This is a genomic window from Pseudomonas azerbaijanorientalis (genome assembly GCF_019139795.1).
Lineage (GTDB): Bacteria > Pseudomonadota > Gammaproteobacteria > Pseudomonadales > Pseudomonadaceae > Aquipseudomonas > Aquipseudomonas laurylsulfatiphila.
Genome location: NZ_CP077078.1, coordinates 596993 through 619335 on the forward strand (window position 1 = coordinate 596993; position 22343 = coordinate 619335).

24 protein-coding genes are annotated in these 22343 nt (G+C 62.4%); 2 read left to right on the plus strand and 22 right to left on the minus strand.

Annotated elements, in window-relative coordinates; genetic code table 11:
- Positions 1 to 278: 278 nt before the first annotated feature.
- A complete protein-coding gene (locus KSS91_RS02640) occupies positions 279 to 494 on the plus strand; it encodes a DUF6124 family protein (RefSeq protein WP_217836975.1) in 216 nt (71 codons plus the stop codon).
- Between the two features lie 211 nt (positions 495 to 705).
- Here the strand turns inward: KSS91_RS02640 and KSS91_RS02645 are convergent, their stop codons facing one another.
- The 20 genes from KSS91_RS02645 to KSS91_RS02740 form a co-directional block, all read right to left on the minus strand.
- Positions 706 to 1932, minus strand: coding sequence for a beta-ketoacyl-ACP synthase (locus KSS91_RS02645; protein ID WP_015093149.1), 1227 nt, complete (start codon positions 1930 to 1932; stop codon positions 706 to 708).
- Positions 1932 to 2660, minus strand: coding sequence for a 3-oxoacyl-ACP reductase FabG (fabG, locus tag KSS91_RS02650; RefSeq protein WP_217836976.1), 729 nt, complete (start codon positions 2658 to 2660; stop codon positions 1932 to 1934). Before fabG ends, KSS91_RS02645 begins: the two co-directional genes overlap by 1 nt.
- A complete protein-coding gene (locus KSS91_RS02655; RefSeq protein WP_217836977.1) occupies positions 2657 to 3118 on the minus strand; it encodes a hotdog family protein in 462 nt (153 codons plus the stop codon). Before KSS91_RS02655 ends, fabG begins: the two co-directional genes overlap by 4 nt.
- The gene (locus tag KSS91_RS02660) at positions 3115 to 4311 is read right to left on the minus strand and encodes a beta-ketoacyl-[acyl-carrier-protein] synthase family protein (RefSeq protein ID WP_217836978.1); all 1197 of its coding nucleotides are present in this window, start codon (positions 4309 to 4311) and stop codon (positions 3115 to 3117) included. The genes KSS91_RS02655 and KSS91_RS02660 overlap by 4 nt, the downstream gene beginning before the upstream one ends.
- Positions 4308 to 4925 carry a hypothetical protein gene (locus KSS91_RS02665; protein WP_217836979.1) on the minus strand — a complete coding sequence of 206 codons (618 nt, stop codon included), beginning with the start codon at positions 4923 to 4925 and terminating at the stop codon, positions 4308 to 4310. Before KSS91_RS02665 ends, KSS91_RS02660 begins: the two co-directional genes overlap by 4 nt.
- On the minus strand, positions 4925 to 5650 hold the full coding sequence (locus tag KSS91_RS02670; RefSeq protein ID WP_217836980.1) for a class I SAM-dependent methyltransferase: 726 nt from the start codon (positions 5648 to 5650) through the stop codon (positions 4925 to 4927). Before KSS91_RS02670 ends, KSS91_RS02665 begins: the two co-directional genes overlap by 1 nt.
- Positions 5647 to 6894: an NAD(P)/FAD-dependent oxidoreductase gene (locus tag KSS91_RS02675; protein WP_217836981.1), complete on the minus strand. Its 1248-nt coding sequence runs from the start codon at positions 6892 to 6894 to the stop codon at positions 5647 to 5649. Before KSS91_RS02675 ends, KSS91_RS02670 begins: the two co-directional genes overlap by 4 nt.
- On the minus strand, positions 6881 to 8038 hold the full coding sequence (locus KSS91_RS02680; protein ID WP_217838354.1) for a sodium:proton antiporter: 1158 nt from the start codon (positions 8036 to 8038) through the stop codon (positions 6881 to 6883). The genes KSS91_RS02675 and KSS91_RS02680 overlap by 14 nt, the downstream gene beginning before the upstream one ends.
- Positions 8038 to 10377, minus strand: coding sequence for an MMPL family transporter (locus tag KSS91_RS02685; protein WP_217836982.1), 2340 nt, complete (start codon positions 10375 to 10377; stop codon positions 8038 to 8040). The genes KSS91_RS02680 and KSS91_RS02685 overlap by 1 nt, the downstream gene beginning before the upstream one ends.
- Positions 10361 to 11065, minus strand: coding sequence for an outer membrane lipoprotein carrier protein LolA (locus KSS91_RS02690; protein WP_217836983.1), 705 nt, complete (start codon positions 11063 to 11065; stop codon positions 10361 to 10363). The genes KSS91_RS02685 and KSS91_RS02690 overlap by 17 nt, the downstream gene beginning before the upstream one ends.
- Entirely contained in the window at positions 11062 to 11487 is a 426-nt protein-coding gene (locus tag KSS91_RS02695; protein ID WP_015093159.1) for an acyl-CoA thioesterase, read from the minus strand. Before KSS91_RS02695 ends, KSS91_RS02690 begins: the two co-directional genes overlap by 4 nt.
- On the minus strand, positions 11480 to 13024 hold the full coding sequence (locus KSS91_RS02700) for an HAL/PAL/TAL family ammonia-lyase (protein ID WP_217836984.1): 1545 nt from the start codon (positions 13022 to 13024) through the stop codon (positions 11480 to 11482). The genes KSS91_RS02695 and KSS91_RS02700 overlap by 8 nt, the downstream gene beginning before the upstream one ends.
- The gene (locus KSS91_RS02705; RefSeq protein WP_217836985.1) at positions 13005 to 13946 is read right to left on the minus strand and encodes a lysophospholipid acyltransferase family protein; all 942 of its coding nucleotides are present in this window, start codon (positions 13944 to 13946) and stop codon (positions 13005 to 13007) included. The genes KSS91_RS02700 and KSS91_RS02705 overlap by 20 nt, the downstream gene beginning before the upstream one ends.
- Positions 13943 to 14677: a glycosyltransferase family 2 protein gene (locus tag KSS91_RS02710; protein WP_217836986.1), complete on the minus strand. Its 735-nt coding sequence runs from the start codon at positions 14675 to 14677 to the stop codon at positions 13943 to 13945. The genes KSS91_RS02705 and KSS91_RS02710 overlap by 4 nt, the downstream gene beginning before the upstream one ends.
- 149 nt (positions 14678 to 14826) lie before the next feature.
- Entirely contained in the window at positions 14827 to 16506 is a 1680-nt protein-coding gene (locus KSS91_RS02715) for an acyl-CoA synthetase family protein (RefSeq protein WP_217836987.1), read from the minus strand.
- On the minus strand, positions 16503 to 17048 hold the full coding sequence (locus KSS91_RS02720) for a COG4648 family protein (protein ID WP_015093164.1): 546 nt from the start codon (positions 17046 to 17048) through the stop codon (positions 16503 to 16505). The genes KSS91_RS02715 and KSS91_RS02720 overlap by 4 nt, the downstream gene beginning before the upstream one ends.
- Positions 17045 to 17299, minus strand: coding sequence for an acyl carrier protein (locus KSS91_RS02725; RefSeq protein ID WP_007992314.1), 255 nt, complete (start codon positions 17297 to 17299; stop codon positions 17045 to 17047). The genes KSS91_RS02720 and KSS91_RS02725 overlap by 4 nt, the downstream gene beginning before the upstream one ends.
- A 9-nt stretch (positions 17300 to 17308) precedes the next feature.
- Positions 17309 to 17584, minus strand: coding sequence for a phosphopantetheine-binding protein (locus KSS91_RS02730; protein WP_007972202.1), 276 nt, complete (start codon positions 17582 to 17584; stop codon positions 17309 to 17311).
- Positions 17562 to 18374 carry a lysophospholipid acyltransferase family protein gene (locus KSS91_RS02735; protein ID WP_015093165.1) on the minus strand — a complete coding sequence of 271 codons (813 nt, stop codon included), beginning with the start codon at positions 18372 to 18374 and terminating at the stop codon, positions 17562 to 17564. Before KSS91_RS02735 ends, KSS91_RS02730 begins: the two co-directional genes overlap by 23 nt.
- Positions 18350 to 19075 carry a beta-ketoacyl synthase chain length factor gene (locus tag KSS91_RS02740; protein WP_126048825.1) on the minus strand — a complete coding sequence of 242 codons (726 nt, stop codon included), beginning with the start codon at positions 19073 to 19075 and terminating at the stop codon, positions 18350 to 18352. Before KSS91_RS02740 ends, KSS91_RS02735 begins: the two co-directional genes overlap by 25 nt.
- A gap of 355 nt (positions 19076 to 19430) precedes the next feature.
- On the opposite strand from KSS91_RS02740, the gene KSS91_RS02745 reads away from it, so the two are divergent.
- Positions 19431 to 20201, plus strand: a complete 771-nt coding sequence (locus tag KSS91_RS02745; RefSeq protein ID WP_217836988.1) for a ParA family protein — start codon at positions 19431 to 19433, stop codon at positions 20199 to 20201.
- A gap of 126 nt (positions 20202 to 20327) precedes the next feature.
- On the opposite strand, the gene trxC is transcribed toward KSS91_RS02745, so the two are convergent.
- Together trxC and selO are read right to left on the minus strand one after the other, a co-directional pair.
- Positions 20328 to 20762 carry a thioredoxin TrxC gene (trxC, locus tag KSS91_RS02750; protein WP_217836989.1) on the minus strand — a complete coding sequence of 145 codons (435 nt, stop codon included), beginning with the start codon at positions 20760 to 20762 and terminating at the stop codon, positions 20328 to 20330.
- A gap of 73 nt (positions 20763 to 20835) precedes the next feature.
- Positions 20836 to 22299: a protein adenylyltransferase SelO gene (gene selO / locus KSS91_RS02755; protein ID WP_217836990.1), complete on the minus strand. Its 1464-nt coding sequence runs from the start codon at positions 22297 to 22299 to the stop codon at positions 20836 to 20838.
- Positions 22300 to 22343 lie beyond the last annotated feature (44 nt).

The following is a 22343-nucleotide window of genomic DNA, read 5'->3' on the forward strand; positions in this document are numbered from 1 at the left end:
TACTCCAGAATCCGCCGGCTTGTGCGCTTTGCGGGCCATCGGTAGCTTGATCCGGGTCACTGATTGTCAGTGATCGGGTTTAGCAGCCCGTAGTTACATGAAGCGTATTAGCGCTCCTGAAAGGCAGGTATTTCCATACCTGCTCTTGACGGCCGCTGTGCGCAGGGCGCCTTCGGGTGCGCCGGTTCACGTAACCCGGTCTGCTAACCTGCGTACAGCTGCCACCCTTATGATCAGCAACGATTCGGCGTGGCCGCCCACTTTCAGGACGCTGAATCATGACCAGTACAATCTTCCTTATCGCCCCCGACATCGACAACCGCACTCTGCTGGAATACGCCTGCGTGTCGCTGGCTTCGGCAAGCGTCATGGCGAGTGACTTCGCCAGAGACTTGAAGGGATCGCAGGGCCACACCCTGCTGGGCATCCAGCAGTCGATCATGCTGGGTGAACTGGCCGTCAATCGGGTGCTGGATAACCTAGATCCGCCTTAAAAAATCCAAGTGCCAATACCACTAAAGCCGGACAGTTACAGAAGGAAAGCTGAACTGTGCTCCTGTGGCGAGGGGGCTTGCCCCCGTTGGGCTGCGAAGCGGCCCCAAAACCAGTGCATCCGATCCGTCAGGTAGCTCCCGTAAGCCGATTTTACGACTGCTACGCAGCCGAACGGGGGCAAGCCCCCTCGCCACATTTGTCGCGTGGGGCTCAAGACCAGCGCTTGAAAATCAGCGAAGTATTCACCCCGCCAAACGCAAAGTTGTTGTTCATCACATACCGATTGCTCATCTGCCGAAACTCGCCGCGCAGGTAGTCGAGCTTGCCGCAATGCGGGTCGACTTCGTCAAGGTTGAAGGTGTGGGCGTAGAGGTCGCGGTTCATCATTTCGATGCTGAACCAGGACTCAAGCGCACCGCAGGCGCCGAGGGTGTGGCCGAGGAAGCTCTTCTGCGAGCTGATGGGCATGTGTTCGCCGAACAGGCTGCTGGTGGCCAGGGTTTCGGCGATGTCGCCCTGTTCGGTGGCGGTGCCGTGGCCGTTGACGTAGCCGATGTCCGAAGGTGTCAGCCCGGCGTCTTCCAGGGCCAGTTCCATGGCCCTGCGCATGGTGACTTGCTCCGGACGGGTGGTGTGCTGGCCGTCGGCATTACTGCCGAACCCGACGATCTCGGCATGGATGCGGGCGCCACGGGCCAGGGCGTGCTCCAGTTCTTCGAGCACCAGCATGCCGCCGCCTTCACCGATCACCAGGCCATCGCGGGCGGTGTCGTAAGGGCGCGGGCTGCGTTGTGGGGTGTCGTTTTTCAGGCTGGTGGCGTAGAGCGCGTCGAAGACCATGGCTTCGGTCGGGCACAGTTCCTCGGCACCGCCGGCGAGCATCAGCGGCAGGCGCCCGAACTTGATCGCCTCGTAGGCATAGCCGATGCCCTGGCTGCCGCTGGTGCAGGCGCTGGAGGTGGGAATCAGGCGGCCGGTGAGGCCGAAGAAGATGCTGATGTTCGCCGCGGTGGTGTGCGGCATCATCCGCACGTAGGAATTGGCGTTCAGGCCTTCGGCCACTGAGTTGAGCAGCATGTTGCCGAACGCCTTGATCTCGTCGGTGCTGCCGGTCGAGGAACCGCAGGCGACGCCCATGCGCCCGTCCTTGATCGATTCGTCGCCCAACAGGCCGGCATCGGCCAGCGCCATTTCCGCCGCGCCCACAGCCAGCCGCGAGACCCGGCCCATGCTGCGCAGTTGCTTGCGGGTCCAGTGGCTTGGCACCTTGAAGTCATCGATGGGGGCTGCCAGGCGTGTATTGAGTTCGGTAAAACGATCCCACTCGTCCATCCGGCGGATGCCGCTGCGGTTGGCCGCGAAGTTGCCGGCGATGGTGTCCCAGTCGCTGCCCAGTGAGGTGATGCCGGCCATGCCGGTGACGACGACGCGCTTCATCAGCACAGGCCTCCGTTGACGGCCAGAACCTGCCGGGTGATGTACGAGGCTTCCGCCGACATCAGGAAATTCACCGCGCCGGCCACCTCTTCAGGGGTGCCCATGCGTTGTGCGGGGATCATTTTCATCAGTTCTTCCACCGGCACGTTTTCGTCGAGCATGGCTGTGTCGATCAGGCCGGGGGCGACACAGTTAACAGTGATTTTGCGCTTGCCCAGCTCGATCGCCAATGCCTTGGCCGCACCGATCAGCCCGGCCTTGGAGGCACTGTAGTTGACCTGGCCGCGGTTGCCGATCAGCCCGGACACCGAGGTGATGCAGACAATCCGCCCGGCGGCGCGACGCCGGATCATCGGCATCATTACCGGGTGCAGCACGTTGTAGAAACCATCGAGATTGGTGCGCATCACCACATCCCAATCGTCCTCGCTCAGGGCCGCAAAGGCACCGTCGCGGGTCAGGCCGGCATTGAGCACCACGCCGTAATAGGCGCCGTGGGTTTCCACGTCGGCTTCGAGAACTTCCTTGCAGCGGGCGCGGTCGGCCACGTCGAACTGCAGGATGCGCGCACGGCGGCCCAAGGCCTCGACTTCGGCCTTGACGGCTTCGGCGTCGGCCAGGCCGCTATGGCAATGCAGCACGATGTCGTGCCCGGCCCGGGCCAGGCGCAAGGCGATGGCGCGGCCGATGCCACGGCTGGAACCGGTGACCAGTACGGATTCAGTCATGACTGGACTCCTTCGGGTTCATGAAGATATTGAGCGGCCTGGGGTGGGCGGAACACGTTCAGGCGGGCAGTGGCGTGGATCCCGTGGCCGTTGATGTGGCACTCGAACACGCCCATGCCGTTGTCGTCCTCCAGGGAGCGAATCCCGTAGAGGATCAACTCGGTGCCCGCCGGGAAGCTTTCAACGTTGCATTCGAATTTGCGGCTACCGAGCAGGAAGCCCAACTCCACCGCATCGCCGCGCTGACGCGCATGGCAACCGGCAAAAGCGGCAACACTTTGCGCCATCAGTTCGATGCCGACCCAGGCCGGCAGGCTGCCGTCGGGGAGGTTGAACAGGCCATCGGGCTTGACGGTCAGGCGGGTGTGAATCTGCTCTTCATCGAACGCCAGGACCTGATCGATCAGGATCATGTCGCCAGCGTGGGGCAGCAGTTCGGCGAGCGGCCAGTCAATCATGGGGCGTCTCCGATAATCAGGCTGACGTTGTTGCCACCGAAGGCAAAGGAATTGCTCATCAGGTAACGGGGTGCAATGGACGTCAGGCGAGTGGCCGGGGTCACCCATTGCAGTGGCGGCAGTTCGGGATCGGGCTGTCCGTCCCAGACGTGCGGCGGCAGGGCATGCTCGCGATTGTCCGGGCTCAGGCTCAACCAGCAGAACGCTGCTTCCAGCGCCCCGGCTGCACCGAGGGTGTGGCCGGTCATGGGTTTGCTCGACGAACAGGGCACGCCGGCAGGGAACAGCGTTGCCACGGCCAGGCTTTCCATGGCGTCGTTGTGCTGGGTGGCAGTCCCGTGCAGGTTCAGATAAGCGATCTGCTCCGGTTGCAGGTTGGCGCGGCCCAAGGCTTTGCGCATGGCTTGCAGGGCGCCTCGACCCGTCGGCTCGGGGGCGGAAATGTGATGAGCATCGGAGCTGGCGCCGCTGCCGAGCAAGGCAATCGGCTGGCTGTCGCCTGCGTCTCTGGTCATCAGGAACAGCACCGCCGCTTCGCCAATGTTGATGCCATTGCGGTTCACCGAAAACGGATTGCAACGCTGTTCCGAGACCGCTTCCAGCGCCGAGAAACCGTTGAGGGTCAGCTTGCACAGGGTATCGACACCGCCACATAGCACCGCGTCGCAGACGCCCAGGTCCAACAGGCGCTGGGCACTCATCAGGGCTCGGGCACTGGAGGTACAAGCAGTGGAAATGACATAGGCCGGCCCGCTCAATTGCAGCCATTCGGCGAGGAAGTTTGCCGGCGCCCCGAGCTCCTGTTGCTGGTAGTCGTATTCAGGCGGGAACTGCTTTTCGCGCAGGTAGTGCGCCAGGCCCTGGCTGGCCTCGTCGATGCCCGAAGTACTGGTGCCGAGCACGACACCGATGCGATCGCGGCCGTAAGTGCGGATGGCGCTGTCGATGTCCGGGCGGATTTGCAGCGTGGCTTCCAGCAACAGCTGATTGTTGCGGCTGTGATGGCGCGACATGTCGGCTGGAAGGGTTGCCAGGTTGCCCTGGACCGCGCCGACCGGCAGCGCGCGTTGCGGCACCCACCCGGCTTGTTCGCGCATGCCGCCGCAGTCGCCGGCAAACAGGTGGCGGGCAACCTCCTGCTTGTCGCGGCCCAGCGCGCAGACCAGTCCGAGGGCATTGAGGTAAGCCGTCATGGTGTTTCACCGCTCAGGGGCGTGACTTGATAGGTCGCACCGTTCGCAGTCATCAATTCAAAATTCTGCGGTTGTGCGTAGCGGACGTCCCAGCGCTCGGGCAGGGACCGTTGTCTGCCGTGCTGCCAGGCGCCGGGATAGTTGGCCGCCAGTTCATCATTTGGCGTCAGCGCAAACAGCAGCGCCGCGAACAGCTCCCGGGCTTGCGGGTTGGGTGGCAACAGGCCGTCGGCGTGCCAGGTTTTATCGTTCAATAGCTGGCGGGCCTGGGGAATGCCCAGAAGGTCCATCATCGACCAGCGAATGCCTGCTTCTTCGCGCTGGATCACCAGCACCCAGTCCAGGCGGTCGTCGGGTTTCAATAGCTGAATATGCAATTGCAGCGGCAACGGCAGATCCGGATTTTGCGCGGGCAGCGGCGCCCGGCTGGTGCAGGCGCTTAGCAGCAGGGCCGCGGCAAGTAGCAGAAATCGCAACACACCGACTACCCCTGTGGGAGCGGGCTTGCTCGCGATGGCGGCGATACATTCAGCATTGATATTGGCTGACCCACCGCTATCGCGAGCAAGCTCGCTCCCACAGGTTGGGTATTCCAGGCGACGGGTAATCGACATCACACAGTTCCTTCAAAAGGTTTGCGCGCCACCACATTGACCAGGGTTTCTTCCCGTTGGCCAAAGGGTTTTGGCTTGCACACACCCAAGTGTTCGAGCAGGCCGAAATCCTTGGCGCGACTCCACCACAGGTACGGATAAGACACGTTTTGCGCGGTAAATTCGAAACCCTGTTGTCGGATCATGTGCAGATACTGCTCCGCGCTTTTCTGCACGTGCATGGGGTGGCGGAACAACCAGCGGATCACCCAGGTATCAATGTAGGCCTCGGTGGACTCGGCGAACAGCAGATAACCGCCCGGCTTGAGCACGCGGTAGAACTCGGCCAGGGCCTGTTCCTGCTGCACCAGGTGATGGAACGTCTGGTGACAGAACAGCAGGTCGATACTGGCGTCCGCCAGCTTGAGGTTCGCGCAGTCGCTGCCGATCAGCTCCACGTCAATGCCCTGGCGGGACGCTTCCTCGGCGCTCTGGGTGAGGCTCTGCGGGTCGGCATCGATGCCGATCAGGCGAGCGGGCGCAAAGGCCTGGCGCAGCAGCGCGAATGACTTGCCCTGACCACAGCCGGCATCCAGCAGTACCGGGTCGGCAGGCGGCGCTTCGCTGAACAGGCCGCGCAAATCGTTGACCGCCAGCCGCAGCACATAGTGTTGCCAGATCCGGCTGCGCAGGAACCACAAACCGAAACGGGTCTCTTCGACGTAGTGGTCGCTCAAGTAGTTCATGACGCATCCCTTGCACAGAACTCCGATATCACCTTCAACCGGCGCCGGGCTTCGCTGACGAACGGGTTGCGTGGGTCCCAGGCATAGCCTGCAAGGATGGAGCTGATCATTCCGCGAATTTCCGGCGAACTGCTCTCATGGAAGATCACGTCCTGGAAGGTCCCGGCGTACCAGCCTTCGACGTAGCAACGGAAGGTGTCGACGCCGCGCTTGAGCGGCTCGGCGAACTCGGTTTGCCAGTCGACGGCTTCACCTTGCAGCTGGCGGTGCAACACCCCGGCCGCCATGCTCGCCGAGCGCATGGCGATGGTCACGCCGGAGGAAAACACCGGGTCGAGGAATTCCGCGGCATTGCCCAGCAGTGCGAAGCCCGGGCCGTGCAGGGTTTTGACGTTGGCCGAGTAACCGCCGATGGTTCGGGCCGCGGTATCCCAGCGCGCGTTGGTCAACACACTGGCCAGGCTTGGCGTCTCGCCGATAAAGCCGCGCAGGCACTCGTCCAGATTGTCGCTGCGGCCGGCGAAACGTTCCTCGGCGGCGACCACGCCGACCGAGCAGCGCCCGTTGCTGAACGGGATGGTCCAGAACCAAACGTCGCGTTGGGTCGGATGAGTGGTCACGAGGATCTTGCTGCGGTCGAAGGCCGGGTGGTCGATACGGTCTTCGACGTGGGTGAACACGGCCTGGCGCACCGGGAAGTTCGATGGCGCCTCGAGGTCGAGCAAGCGCGGCAGCACACGGCCGTAGCCACTGGCATCGAGCAGGAAGCCGGCCTCGATGCGGTACTCGCTGCCGTCTTCGCGGCGCACGCCGAGCTGCGGTTTTTCCGGGTCGATGTCGACGCTGACGATGGTTTCGCCATAGCGGATCTCCACGCCTTGCAGCGTGGCCTGATCGGCCAGCAGCTTGTCGAAATCGGCGCGCTGGACCTGAAATGTCGTTGATTTGCCGTGGCTGAACGTCTCGCTGAAATCGAACGCGCTGTAACGCTCACCCCACGCAAAGGCAGCGCCGGTTTTCACCTGGAAGCCGGCCGCGTTGACGGCGTCGAGCATGCCCGCTTCTTCGACGAAATCCAGGCAATGGGCCAACAGGCTTTCACCGATGGAAAAACGTGGAAAATGCTGACGCTCGATCACCAGCACATCGTGTCCCTTGCGCTTGAGCAACGCGGCGGCGATGGCACCCGAAGGACCGGCACCGATGACCACGACCTGGCGGCATTCCATTTCAACGGTTGGCATGAGGGCTCCTTGCCGGGACAGCGGCTTTCAGGGGGATTCGGTGCATACCGGTCAGGGCTGGCAGCAGTGTAGCGATCAGGCCCATCAGCATCAGCGCAAAGTACAGCGGCGGGCTGATGAGTTGCTGTTGCAGCAACAGGTTGAGAAAGACGATCTCGCTCAAGCCGCGGATGTTCAACAGCACACTTTCCCGCCAGCGGCTGGCGCCCTTGAACGAAGCCCCGGCCCAGCCGAGGCCGAGCCAGTTGCCCAGCAGTTTGCTCAGCATCGGCAACAGCAGCAGTGCCACCAGTTGCACCCAGCCGAGGCTGTCCATCGCGCTGTGCACGTTGATCTGCACGATGCCGAACGTGAGGATCAAGGGGATGGCGATGTACGTCTGCAAACGGCTCATCCAGATGGCCGGCAACGGCAGCACCAGGGGCGCTTTCAACGCGGCCATGATCAGCACATAGCCGATGCCGAAAATCAGCGCATTGAGCTTGTAGTGCTCGGCGACGACCAGCAGGGCGAAAAAACCCAGGCTGTAAAGCCACGTCTGGCGCAAACCAAGCAGCCGCAGCAGCACCGGCAGGCAGGCGCCGGCCAGTGGCAGCAACAGGCTGCTCAGGTGCAGGCTGCCCTGGGCGAGGCCGAACAAAGTCCAGCAGGCGAGGTCGATGAGGATCGCGGTTTGCACCAGACGCCGGGTGGCAGCGGGCGGGTAATCGATGTGCCGCAGGTACAGGTACAGCACCGGAATCGCGGTGATGGCGAACAACAGGCCGACGGCCAGCGAGCTGATCCAGGGTTGCGCCGGCAACAGCCAGACGGCCGTGGCCAGGCCACAGGCAAACGGAATGCAAAAGCTCGGCAGGGCGATTTTCAGGCTCTGGCGATCCAGTTGCAGGTCGATCACATCGCTGAGGATGTACCCCAGCAACAGGGCAAAGCTCAGGCTGTAGAGGTGCTTCAGCCAGCCCGGCGACACCAGCTGCGCACCGCTCAATTGCCATTGCGGCTCGATCCAGAAATACATCAGCAGCGGCAAACCGAGGGTTGCCAGCAACAACTGGCTGACGATGGGAATCAGGCCAAAATGCCGGCCGACACCGGTCGCCAGTGCGAACAACGCCAGGGCCATCGCCCAGAACACAACGATCATCACGCTGCACGCTCCGCGGCCGGGGACTCATGCACCTGTCGACCGGCCCAGGGTGCCAGCAGGAAGCTGAAGACCAGGCCGAGGCTCACCGACAATCCGAAGTTGCTCACCGCCGGGGTGCTCGACACCGCCAGCAGACCGAACGACAACCAGGTGGTCAACGCCGCCAGCAGGGTGCCCAGCAGGCTCACGGCCGCACCGCCGACCTGTTCGCGCATCAGGATCGCGTAATCGACGCTGATCGCCGTCACCAGCAGCAGGCCGAACAGGCTGAACAGGGTCAACGGCTGCCCCAGCCAACCGAGGCTGGCCAGGCTGCACAACGCCGCCAGCAGCGGCAGGGAGACGATGCGCAACGCACCGCCGAGGCCGAACGGCAGGATCAGCACCAGCACGATCAGCACGCAGGAGGCGAGTTTCAGTTCGGCGGCACTGATTTGGGTGGCGGCGAAGACAGTGTTCAATTCACCCAGTCGATCCACCAGTGTCACGCCGGGTAGGTCCTCGCCCTGGAGCCGTAGCAGGGCCGGGTTGTTGATGCCTTGCAGGCTGACCATCGCCGCCACGCCGTCTTCGGTAGGCCCCAGCCACAGGGGCCGGTAGGGTTCTGCCAGCGGGCCGCTGAGCGCTGCGTCGATGTCCACGGCCGGCAATGCCTGGAGTTTCGTCAGCTCGCCTTGCAACGCCTCGGCCGGTACACCGATGTCGAGCAACGGTTGCCAGAACGCCGGCAGTTTGCTCAACGCTTCGCGCACCTGCTGCTGTTGGTTCGGCGGGCTGACCAGTTGATTGAGCGACAGATAACCCTGGAGTTTTTCCAGGCCAATCAATTGATCCAGTCGTTCGCTCAGGGCGGTCTGGCGTTCAAGCAGTTGCTGCTGGTTGGCGGCGCGTATCAGGAAAAACTGGCTGGTGGGTTGATAGCCGGTGATCTGTGCAATGGTCCGGGCTTCGTCGGTCAATTGTTGCGGTGCGCTGATCCACTGGCGGATGTCGTTTTTGCTGCTCAGCTGCAACAGCCCGCCCACGCAAAAGGCGATCAGCAGCGCCAGCAGGACTGGCGTTTTCAGCTGTTTGAGCAGTGCTTCACGACAGCCCAGCAAAAACTCGCAAACACGCAATGGCCACTGCGCCGGACGCAGCTCTACGCCCTTGAGCAATGCCGGTAGCAGGCAAACGGCGGACAAATAGGCGCCGAGCAAACCGGCGGCAGAGAACACGGCAATCTGGGTCAGCGCCGGGAAGGGTGTCCAGGCCAGGGCCAGGTAGCCGATACCGCTGGTAATCAGGCTCAGGGTCAACCCTGGCAGGGTCAGGCGCAGGGCAGGCCAGCTGTGCCAGGGTTTCAGGCTCCAGCTTTTGGACAGGTAGTGCAGCGGGTAGTCGACCGCCACACCGATCAGGCTCGAACCCAGCACCAGGGTCATCACATGCATATGGCCGAACAACGCCACACAGGCCACCGCACCGAAGAGCATGCCCACCAGCACCGGCACGAACGCCAGCAACACGCGCCAGCGCCGGAAGGCCAACAGCAGCAGCAACAATATCCCGACGGTGGCACCGCCGCCGACCCAGGTCATCTCCCGGGCGGCCTGTTGTTGCCCGCTGGCTGCGTACAACAGACCGCTGGCGGCGAGCAGTTGCACGTCGTGCTGCGCAGCTTGTTCGCGGCTGTGCTCGAGCAGGTCGGCCACTTGCAGCGGCAGGTTCATGTCGAAGGCGTTGCCGGTGGTGCGCGCACGCAGCAGCACCCAGCTTTTGCCATCGGCATCGGCGACCAGGGTGCCGCTGCCGATGTCCAGTTGCACCGAACCACGTTGCGGCTGGCTGTTCTGGATACGCCCGGTCAGGCCCAGCCAGTCATCCTGGCTCGGCACCAGGCTGTAACCGTTGAACGGATCGAACAAGGCTTGCACGCGTTGCTGGATAAAGGTCTCGGGGTGCTCGATCAGCAGTTGTCGGTCCACTGCCGAGAGCATCGCCAGGCGACCTTGCAGCAATTGCGTGCGCAGCGCCGGCAAGTCGGCTTGCAGGGTCCACTGGACCTTTTCGAACAGTCCGCTGGCCTGCCATTGCTCGCCGAGGGTTTGCGCCATGGCGACGGCTTGCTGGCGATCGGTGTGGCCCACCAGCACCAGCATTTCGCGGTTCAGCGGTTCTTGCATGCGTTGTTCGGCGCGCAGTTCCAGGGCGTCGGGCGCCGTGCCGGGCACCAGTTCCATCAGGTTCGCCGACAGTGGCGCGCCGTCACGCCATTGCCAACCGGCGAGCGCCAGTACGGCCAGCAGCAGGATCAGAAACAGCCGCGGCAGTAACCGTTCACTCGGCAAAGTCATGTTGCTCCGCGTCGCTCAACGGTTGGGCGCTGGTGCTGTCCTGCATGCGCAACAACGTACTGTCGCCCTGGGTTTCGAGCAGTTCGATGCTCTGCACCAATGCTGCGCCGGTAATGTTGATCTGGTTGAACACCTGCTTGAGCAGCATCGAGCGCGGCACCAGCGTGAGCTTCCAGTTCTGTGCATCGCCGCTCAGGGACAGCTCGAAATCCCGTTGCAGTCCGCTGCTGTCGCCTTGCAGCACGGCGAGGAACAAACGGTTCTGCTCGGCACCGGCGCTTTTGCCCGGCAGCATTTGCCAAACAATGCCGTCTCGCCGGGCAATGCCTTTGGTGGTGATGCGATAGTCCTGTTGCAACGGTGTTTTCAGCAGCCACAACAAGCCGTGGTTTTTTGCCAGCACGAACGAGCCCTTGCTGGTCAGCGGTTGGGGCAGGGCGCGCAGGTGTTTCTCCTGGATGAAGTTGCCGTGGATCACCTCGGGTTTGGCCAGTTGCTCGCTGAGTTGTTGCAGGTCGAAGGCATGGGCCAGTCCAGGAATACCCAGTAGCACGCAGAACACTGTAGGAGCGAGCTTGCTCGCGAAAAGCCTGAGAGCACCGCGGGGTGTCAGGTTCCCAGCATCATCGTTAACGACCATCGCGGGCAAGCCCGCTCCCACAGGGGAACATGGGTGGCAGAAAATCATGGCAGGGCCCTCTCTACCGCATCGGTGAACACCTTCGGCGAGGCCAGTTGCATCTCGCGGCTGGCGAGGTCGACGGCGACCTGGACCGTCATGGCCCGGGTCAGGCGTTCACCGGTTTGCAGATCGCTGATCAGGTAATTGATCTTCAAACGGTTTTCCCACTCCACCAGGTTGGCGCGCACGTTGAGTTTCTGGCCGAACACCGCGCCGCGCACGTAGCGCAATTGCAGGTCGATCACCGGCCATGCGTAGCCTGACTCATTCATCGCCGTGTAGTTGTGGCCGATCTGGTCCAGCAGCGCGCAGCGGGCGACTTCCAGGTATTTGACGTAATGGCCGTGCCAGACCACGTGCATGCTGTCGACGTCAAAGAAGGGCACGACGATTTCCGTGTCGGTGTGCAGAAGTCCCTTGCTACGCATGCAGCCTCCAGTGTTGTTCGGCGATGCGCTGCAGGCACAGGCGCAACTCGCCTTCCAGCGCGCGGTCTTCGATGACCGGTGGGAAGTCCTCGGCCAAGGCTTCGTGCATGGCGGCCAGTGCGGGTGGCAGTGGGCGCGCATCTTCGGCCTGGCCGCGCAGCCAGACGCCCTGATTGGCCGCCAGTAGCGTAGCGGCTGCCACTTGTTCGGTGAGTTCCAATACGCGGATCGCATCCCGGGCGGCGATGGTGCCCATGCTCACTTTGTCCTGGTTGTGGCATTCGGTGGAGCGCGAGAAGACGCTGGCCGGCATGGTGTTCTTCAGCGCTTCGGCAGTCCAGGCGCTGGTGCCGATCTGCACGGCCTTGAAGCCGTGGTTGAGCATGGCGCGGTCAGCCGTGGCACCGGACAGGTTGCTCGGCAAGCCATGGTTGTAGCGCTCGTCCACCAGCAGCGCGAGTTGCCGGTCCAGCAGGTCGGCGACGTTGGCCACGAGGTTTTTCAGGCTGTCCATGGCGAACGCGATGTGCCCGCCGTAGAAGTGCCCGCCGTGCAGCACGCGCTCGGCTTCGGCGTCGATGATCGGGTTGTCGTTGGCGCTGTTGAGTTCGATCTCGATGAACGAGCGCAGCCAGTTCAGGCTGTCGGCCAGCACGCCCAGCACATGGGGCGCGCAGCGCAGGGAATAGCGGTCTTGCAGGCGATGCAAGGGGGCGGTCGGTGCGTCGATGGCCAGATCCTTGCGCAGCCACGCGGCGACCTGCATCTGCCCCGGATGTGGCTTGGCGGCGAACAGGCGCTCGTCGAAGTGCTCCGGATTGCCCTGCAGGGCGACCACGTTCAGCGCGGTGATGCGCGTGGCCAGTTGCAGCAGGTAATCGGCGCGGGCGAATGCCAGGCAGGCGAGGCCGGTCATTACGGCAGTGCCGTTCATCAGCGCCAAAGCTTCTTTCGGCCGCAACACCAGCGGCTGCCAGCCGAGTTCGCGGTGCACATCGGCAGCTTGCCGGCGTTCGCCACGGAACATCACTTCGCGTTCGCCGGACAGCGTGGCGGCAACGTACGAAAGCGGTGTCAGGTCACCGCTGGCGCCCACCGAACCTTCCTCCGGAATCAGCGGCAGGATGTCGTGCTCAAGGAACGCCTGCAGGCGTTCCAGCAGCTCCACGCGCACCCCGGAAACACCGTGGCACAGCGACTGCAGACGCGCCGCCAATACCGCGCGGGTGGCCTGGGCGTCGAGCAGTTTACCCAGCCCGCAGCCATGGAAAGTGTACAGATGCTGCGGCAGCGCTTCGACGTGATGAAGCGGCACCGCGACCACGCAGGAATCGCCATAACCGGTGGTCACGCCGTAGATCACGCCTTCCTTGTCCAGCAGCGAGTCGAGAAAACGCGCGCCCTTGGCGATGCGCTCGCGGTAGGCGGGATCGCTTTGCAACTGCGCCGGCACCTTGCGGTTGGCCAGTGCCAGCACATCTTCAATGCGCAGAGGGCGTTCGCCGAAGGTTACCGGCTCAAGCGTTGGCGTCGTCATCGGTCTTCCAGAAAGGGTAAAAGTTGAACCATTGTTGGGGCGCTTCGAGGCAATAGTGACTCAGGCGCTCGGCGTAGCGGGACGCCCACTGATGAATGACCTGTTCGCGGTCGCTGCGTATCCAGGTGATTGCCTCAGCGAAGGGTTCAATGGTCAGTCGATAGTCGCCGTCGGGCTTTTTCAGGCACAGCAGCAGATTGATCGGGCATTTCAGCAGGCCGGCCAACAGCCACGGGCCTTGAGGGAATCTGGCCGGATGGCCGAGAAAATCCACGGTCACGCTGCGCCCGCCATGCAGCGGCACGCGGTCGCCGGCAATCGCCAGCCACTCGCCACGCTCCAGGCGTTCGCTCAATTGCAGCATGATCCCCGGGTCGAGCTCGCTGACCTGAATCAGCCGCAAGTTGGTCGCCCCGGCTTCGCCCAGCAAACGGTTGAACTGTTCGGCGTGCTTGGTGTGCACCAGCACGTTCATCGTGACCTTTTCGCCGATTTCCGCCAGTGCGCGGCAGACTTCCAGATTGCCCAGGTGTGCGCCCACCAGCATCTGGCCGCGGGCAGCGCGCAACTGGTCGCGCAGCAGCGCCGGGTCGATGATTTCGATTTGCTCGATGCTCAGCCTGCCGTTCCAGACGTCGAGTTTGTCGAGCATGGAGTCGGCGAACGCCATGAACTGGCCGAACACCCGCCAATGGCTCGGGCGCAGTTCGTTGCGACCGCTCCAGTCGGCCAGGCGTTGCTGGTATTGCCAGGCACTGTGTCGGGCACTGCGACCGAACAGGAAGAAGTACAGGACGATGCCGTACAACACCGGGCTCAGTACTCGACGGCCCAGCACTTTGGCGCCGAATGCGGTGAGCTTCATCAGCCAGAAACTGCCGCGCTCCTCGCGGTCGGCCCAGTGTTGTTTGTCGGCACTCATGTCCGCCACCGTCGCCAGAGGATCATGGGTGAGCGCAGCAACATGCCGAAGAACAGCCGCGTGTGCATGCTGGAAATCAGCACGTTGTCGTGGAACATCCGAAAATGCGAAACGCCGTCCAGCGGGTAACGGACTTTGGTTTGCAGCCATAACATCGGCTGATTGCGCCAGGCCAGGCGCACCAGGATGTCGGAGTCGAAGTCCATGCGCTTGCCGATTTTCGCCGACTCGATCAACGCCAGGACCGGTGGCAACGGGTAAACCCGGAAACCGCACATGGAGTCGCGAATCTGCAACGACAGGGTGTTGATCCAGACCATGACGTGGGTGAGGTAGCGCGCATACAAACGGCCTTTCGGCACGCTGGCGTCATATTGCGGATAACCGCAGATCACCGCCCGTGGGTGGCGGCGTGATTGTTCGATGAAGCGTTTGACGTCCTGCAGGTCGTGCTGGCCATCGGCATCCACCTGCAAGGCATGGCTGAAACCCAGGCGTGAAGCTTCGCGCAAGCCGGTCATGACCGCGCCGCCCTTGCCCTGGTTTTCGGCGAGGCGGATCAGGTAAACCATTTCACGTTGGGCCAGTCGGTCCAGTACCCGGGCGCAGCGCGGGCTGCTGGCATCGTCCACCAGAATGCACGGCAGATGGCTGGCGATCAGCGCATCGACCACTGTGGTGATGGCGCCCTCATGGTTGTACACCGGGACGACGGCGCAGGGGCTATGCATGTTGGTGTACACCTGAAAGACCGAGGTGTTTGCTTCGCGAGCAAGCCCGCTCCCACATTGGATCGCATCCGAACTCGAAATTTGTGCTCGACACAAATCCAGTGTGGGAGCGAGCTTGCTCGCGAATGAGTGCGCAGCACTCACCAAACTTACACATGCGCCACCTCCAGCAAGATCCGCCCGCTGGAGCAGGTAGCGGTTTCGTTGCGGTAGGCGAAATAAAGTTTGCCGCGCGCCGGGTCGAAGCGCAGGTGCAGCTGGATTTCATCGCCCGGGCGCACCAGTTGCTGGAACTTCAAGACTTCCATGCCGGCGAATTTTTCCGGCAGGTTCATCAGTTGCCGGCCCAGGCTCAGCGCCCAGTCCACCTGCACCACGCCAGGCAATACCGGCGCCTTGGGGAAATGACCGCTGAAATAGGCCAGGTCCGGTGGTACGGCCAGTTGCAGGCTCCACTCGCCCTCGCTTTCGACTTGCTCCAGCACCTCCGGGGCTTTGGGGCGCGGCGCCAGCAGCAGTGCGTCGACGTCGGCCTGGGGCAGTTTGCCCTGAGCGTTCAACGGCAGTTGTCGCAGCAGGCGCCAGCGCCTTGGCAGGGCCAGGGTTTCGCAGTGTTGGCTCAGGTGTTGGCGCAAGTGCTCGGTGAGGCTGCGTCGGCCCAGATTACGCAGAGCATGCAAACCGGCTTCGCTCGGGACCACCAACGCCCCCAGGGAAGCGCGGTTTTCCCGAACCACGCCGAGCCGCGCCTCGCTGACCCAGTCATGGGCCATGAGAGCCTGTTCCAGCATCGGCAGCGAGATGCGCTTTTCTTCCAGTTTGACGATCCGGTCCAGTCGCCCGAGCAATTCGAAGCGACCATCGACGGCGATGCGTGCTGAATCGGCAGTCTGTTCGACATGACCGTCAGGCAAGTAAGGCGAAGCGATCAGCAGCGCGCCCTCACTGTCTTGAGTCAGCGTGACATCGGCAAAGGGCTGCCAGGGTTCAGCGCCCTGACGCCAGGCGATGCCGCCGGTTTCCGAGCTGCCGAAAATTTCCGTTGGCCATTGCCCGAGACGTTCATGCAGGCTCTGTGCGGCCTCGACCGGCAATGCGCCGCCGGAGGAAAACACCTGGCGAACGCAGCTCAAGGCCGGCCAGTCGAGGTTGTCGCCCATGCGCTTGAGCAGCGCCGGGCTGGCCACCCAGGCGAAGGCCGGGTGCTCGCGGCTGGCACGTTGCAGGTCTTCCGGGAACGCCAGTTGCTTGCGTACGAACGGACGCCCGGCGCACAACGGCCACAGTACCCGAAACAACAAACCGTAGATGTGCTGGGTGGCGACGCTGCCAATGATGCACGCCGGGCCCAGACCAGGACCCCACAGCTGTTCCAGGGCTTCGACTTCATTGGCCAGTTGTCGCAGGTTTTTTTCGATGCGCTTGGGTTCGCCACTGGAACCTGATGTGCACAGGCTGAGTCGACAGTTACCCAGGTCCAGCGCGGCGGCGCTGAGCGGTGGCTGTTGGAGATCGCCAAGGTGCGTGTCGTCGGGCTGATCGGTCAGCCACAGATCAACTTCGGCTGACCAGCGTTGGCGGGTCTGCGGCTGCAGGTCGGACGGCAGCAGCACAATGACCCCGGCACGCCAGGCGCCGAGCAGGGCAATCGCCAGGTCGGCGGCATCCTCAAGGTGCACGGCAATCTGCCGGACACCCCGGGCTTGCAGGCCGGCGGCCAGGCTCAGCGCCAGTCCGCAGAGTCGGGCGTGATCCAGTGCCGGACCGGTCGTGATGGCGCGGTCCGGCTGAGCCTTGAGCAGCAGGTGCTCAAGTTTTATCCAATTCATGGGTGGCCTCGTACCCTAAGTCGTATCAGCCATTCAATGGCAAACATCAGGCCTATCAATCCGTAGGAGATCAGGCCGGTGTACAGCGTCCACCAGCTCAGCGGCGCCCAGAGGGTCAGGGCGGCGGCACACAAACCGTTGCATAGAAAAAAGACGCTCCAGGCGACGGTCACCTGACGGGTATAGCGAATGCCCTCGGCCGGCAATTGCGGCTCGCGCACCCGGGCCAGGCGTTCGACGATCGGTGGGCCGAATGTCAGGCTCGAGCCGAACAGCACCAACATGAAGGCGCTGATCAACACCGGATACCAGCGCAACAGCGCCGGGCTGTCGAACAGTGCCAGCAACAGGCAGAACACAATGGCCACCGTCGCCATCCACAGGCTGCCGGGCCGACGTTTGCCGGTCAGCGCCCGGGCCAGCCACAGTCCGCCCAGCAGCAGGCCGAACTGCCAGGGGGCGAAGTGCTCCATGCCGAAATACACCGCAAAGGGATACAAAAGGCCTGCCAGCAGCAGGCCGAGGCCGATCAGTCGACTCATGCGGCCGGTTGAACCAGACGGTAGACCGCCTCGACCACGTCACTGACGGTACGCACCGATTTGAATTCTTCGGCGGCGATTTTCTTGCCCGTCTGGCGTTTGATGTGATCGATCAGGTCAACCGCGTCGATGCTGTCGATTTCCAGGTCCTGATACAGGTTGGATTCCAGGCTCACACGCTCGGGGTCCAGTTCGAATAGCTCGACCAGGGCATCGCGCAGGGTGTTGAAGATGTCGTCACGAGTTTGCATGGTCCGGTCTCAAGCTGCCTGTTTTGCAGTGACGAACGCCGCAAGGCTCGCCACGTTACTGAAGTGGTTACGGGTGTCTTTGGCATCGGCATCGATTTTGATGCCGTACTTTTTCTGGATGGCCAGGCCCAGTTCCAGGGCGTCCACCGAGTCCAGGCCCAGGCCTTCGCCGAACAGTGTCTGCTCGTTGCCGATGTCTTCGGCGCTGATGTCCTCGAGGCCCAGGGCTTCGATGATCAGCTCTTTGATTTCCAGCACCAGGCTATGGGTGTTCCGATCGCTCATCTTCGGCGAGCTCCTTGATGAAGTAAGAATGTAGATAATCGTTGAGCTTGCGCGAGGCTTGTGGAGCTGGCCCCAGCGCGGCGAAGGCCTGTGGGTCTATATCGGCCCCGACCCGGAAACTGAAGTGCACGCGGCGCTTGGGGATGCGGTACCAGGGCTCGGCCTTGGTCAATGTGGTCGGGTTGACCTTGATAATGACCGGGGTGAGGATTTTCGCACCCCGCACGGCGATTGCCGCACCGCCCCGATGAAAGGCCGGTGCCTGGTCGGGGCGGGTGCGCGTACCTTCGGGGAAAATGATCAGGGTCTGGCCGTCTTTCAGCGCGTCGGCCGCCGCGTCGAGCATGTCCATGCTGCCGTCGTTGCTGATGTATTCGGTGCAGCGTAGCGGTCCGCGGGTAAAAGGGTTTTCCCACAGGCTTTGCTTGACCACGCAGTTGGCGTGACGCACCAGGCCGATCAGAAACACCACGTCGATCAGCGAGGGGTGATTGGCAAGGATCATTTGCCCGGGGCGACCGAGTTTTTCCGCGCCTTCAATGTCGTAGGTCAGCACCCCGGTACGGGCCATGAAGCGCACAAAAATCCAGAAACAGCGGCTGACCGTTTGCCGGGCCCGCAGCCGATGGGTCCGGGCGTCGCCCGGCAGGCAGTTCAGCACAGGGAAAATCACCAGGCGCAGGCACAGGCCGCCCAACCCGAACAGGGCAAAGCTCGCGGCGGTGGCCAGCAAGCGCCAGTAATAGGCGTCGCGGTTTTTCTCGGTCACGGGTTGCGTTGCCAGGTCCATACACGATTTTTCCAGGCATGTTGGCAGGTGGTTTGCTGGCCGAGCAGCATACGCAACAGATTCAGCGCGTGGGGCCAGCGGGATTTGGACAACGCATCCGAGGGGCTGTTCAGGGACAGCTGCCAGTCGGTACCGGGTGTGATCAGCAGGCCGACGGCATAAGGGAACGGCACGTCGTCGATCCAGGTCGCGTAAGCCTCCGGCGGCCGCTCTTCGGTGACCACCAGCAGTACCGCGCCAGCGCCTTCGGCCAGCAGCGCGGCAGCTTCGAGCATGCCGTGCTCCAGGCCATCGCCTGCGGCGGCCAGGGCCGTCATTTCGCTGGTTTCACCGCGCATGATCGACCACAAACCAATAATCGCGTTATGCACCGACAAGCTGAACCGGGTCGGCGACAGCGGCTGGTCGGTGGCCAGATCACTGAGAATATCGACAGTGCGCGGCGTTTCGCCGTGACGGGAAACAAAGACCAATGGCAGATCCTGCCGGCCTTCGGCCAATGGCCAGCCGACACTGAATGCCATCCGTGCCAGGCGGCTGAGCCTGCGGCGCTGCATGGCCGGCAGAAAGGAAACGTCGGGAGCGGCATCGCTGTCCGGCAGCACGACGGGTTGCCGGCTCCAGGCCTGCCAATCGTTCACGCTCTCAAGCCCCGGGGCCCATGCGCGCCATTGGGCGATGTTGAAGTTGATCACAGACATTCATCCCGCCCTCACAGGCTTACTTGACGCGGGGAGTGGCCGAGAGCCGAGACTCACCCTGCGCGGCGTTTGCCGCCGAGTGGCGCGCATTATCCCGGTGCCGGGAACGTGTAGCAAATGCTGGTTACATTTTGCTCAGCAAGATGCAGCGACTGGCTCGCAAAAACTGAGCGATTGGTAATTATTCACACAATCACTACTCCGTCTGTCGGTTCCTGCGTCAAACCATCGGGCCGTTCAGGGCTTTTCAAGCAAGAGAAGGTAACTGACTGTGTAGTCCCTGTGCCGACAAGGTAGCGAAGCAACGCCGTGCACCACTACACTCGGTCATTCTTTGATACACGGAGGTTTTGACATGCGGCGCGTGGTGTTCAATCAGAAAGGTGGCGTTGGCAAATCCAGCATTGCCTGCAATCTGGCGGCGGTCAGTGCCAGCGAGGGTTTTCGCACCTTATTGGTGGATCTCGATGCCCAGGCCAACTCCACTCAGTACCTGACGGGGCTCACTGGTAGCGACATCCCGATGGGCATCGCCGATTTCTTCAAGCAGACGCTGTCTTCCGGGCCGTTCTCCAAAAAGAATCAGGTCGACATCTACGAAACCCCCTTCGATAACCTCCACGTTATTACCGCCACCGCCGAACTGGCGGACTTGCAGCCAAAACTCGAAGCCAAGCACAAGATCAACAAGCTGCGTAAGTTGCTTGAGGAACTTAGCGAAGACTACGACCGGATTTACCTCGATACTCCGCCAGCGCTGAATTTTTATGCGGTTTCTGCATTGATTGCCGCTGATCGTGTGTTGATTCCCTTCGATTGCGACAGTTTTTCACGTCAGGCGCTGTATGGCCTGATGGCGGAAATCGAAGAGTTGAAGGACGACCATAACGAAGGCCTGGAAGTCGAAGGCATCGTCGTCAACCAGTTCCAGGCCCGCGCCAGCCTGCCCCAGCAAATCCTCGACGAACTGATCGCCGAAGGCCTGCCGGTGCTGCCGGTGTACCTGGCCAGCTCGGTACGCATGCGCGAATCCCACCAGGCCAACACGCCGCTGATCCATCTCGACCCGCGGCACAAGCTGACCCGGCAATTTGTCGAGCTGCATAACCTGCTGGAAAACGCCTGATCTTCCAGACGACACAAAACCCTGTGGGAGCGAGCTTGCTCGCGATGAGGACGTCAAATTCAACATCTCTGTTGACTGACACATCGTCATCGCGAGCAAGCTCGCTCCCACAGGGGCTGTGTTGCTTCAGATACCCTGGCTACGCAGCCAGGCCATCAACTGCGGTAACGGAAAAGCCCCGCTCTGCCGGGCGATTTCCCGGCCGTTCTTGAACAGGATCAGGCTCGGGATCGAGCGAATCCCCAACTGCGCCGACAACTGCTGGTTCGCCTCGCTGTCCAGCTTGGCCAACCGGCACTTGCCCTCCAGTTGCCCGGCCGCCTGCTCGAACACCGGTGCAAATGACTTGCACGGCCCGCACCAGTCCGCCCACACGTCTACCAGCAACGGCAGATCGCCTTTGATCTGGCTGGCGTAGTCGCCTTGTTTCAATTCAAACGGCTTGTTCAGCAGGACTTCGGCCTTGCAGCGTCCGCATTTCGGGTGGTCGTTGAGACGCTCGGCGGGGATGCGGTTGAGGCCGTTGCAGTGGGGGCAGGGGATGAGGAGTGGGTCGGTCATGACAAGTCGTCCAGTCGAAAGCGAATGATCCTTATCTGGAGACAGGTCTCCAGATTTTCAATTGTGTAGCGCCTCACGACGAACAACTGATCTCCAGATGCTTGCCCCATTCCGGCGGCCTCTCTGCGTAGCTTTCCATCCCCGGTTGTTCCTCGAACGGATTGCTCAGCACTGCGTGCAGTCGTCGAACTTCTGAATAGTCGCCGCTCTCTGCCGCATCGATGGCCTTTTGCGCCAGGTAATTGCGCAGGATGTACAGCGGGTTGACTGCGTGCATCCGCTGGCGGCGCAGTTCCTGATCAAGTGCGCCTTCACGGGCGACCCGGGCGACATAAAGCTCGCCCCAGGCATCAAAGCCCTTGAGGTCGACGAAGTCATCGCGCAAGCGGGTGATGGCCTGTTCCGGTGCTTCATCACCCAAGCGGCGGAAAAACAGGCTGTAGTCGACGCCACTGTTTTGCATCAGTTGCAGCAGGTTCTCCAGCAGTTTCTGGTCGTCATCCTCCGCCGTGGTCAGGCCGAGGCGGCGGCGCATCAGGTCCAGGTAATGGGCCTGGAACAGCGGCAGGTAGAGGCCCAGGGTTTCGCGCAGGGCTTCGACGCTGATGAACGGCGTCAGAGCCTGAGCCAAGGCGCTGAGGTTCCACTGGCCAATCGGCACCTGGTTGCTGAAGGAGTAACGGCCCTGGTCGTCGGAGTGATTGCAGATGAAGTTGGCGTCGAAATCGTCGAGGAAGGCGAAAGGGCCGAAATCAAAGGTGATGCCCAGGATCGACATGTTGTCGGTGTTCATCACCCCGTGGCAGAAGCCATAGGCCTGCCATTTGGCGATCAGTTCGGCGTTGCGCTCCACTATTTCGCGGAACATCGCCAGGTACGGTTCCGGTTGTTCCAGGCACTCTGGGAAGTGCATGGCCAGCACGTGATCACCCAGCACTTTCTGCTGCTCGGGGCGTTTGGTGTAGTAGAAGTATTCGAAGTGGCCGAAGCGTACATGGCTTGGCGCCAGGCGCAGGACCATGGCCGCGCGCTCCTGCTTTTCACGCCACACCGGGGTGTCGGAGCCGATCACGCACAGGGCGCGGGTGGTCGGGATGTTCAGGGCATTCAGGGCTTCGGACGCGAGAAACTCGCGGATCGACGAACGCAGTACCGCCCGGCCATCGCCCATGCGTGAAAACGGCGTCTGGCCGGCGCCCTTGAGGTGCAGGTCCCAGTGTTCGCCGGCCTCGTTGTACACCTCGCCGAGCAACAGGCCGCGACCGTCGCCCAGTTGCGGGTTGTAGGAGCCGAACTGATGCCCGGAATAGACCATCGCCCTCGGAATCGCATTGGCCCAGAGCTTGTGGCCGCTGAACAGTTCGGCGAACTCCTGGGTTTCGGCTACGGCCGGGTCGAGATCCAGCAGGGCCATGGCGGCGGGGCTGGCCACGACCAGGCGCGGATTGTCGATGGGCTCTGGCAGCACATGGGCGGAAAACGCGTCGCCCAGGCGGTCGAAGCGATTATCGAAGGTGAGTTCGTCGAGGGCTTTCAAGGACCGGCTCCAGCAGAATGTCCGAGCATTCTGCTGGGGAAAGA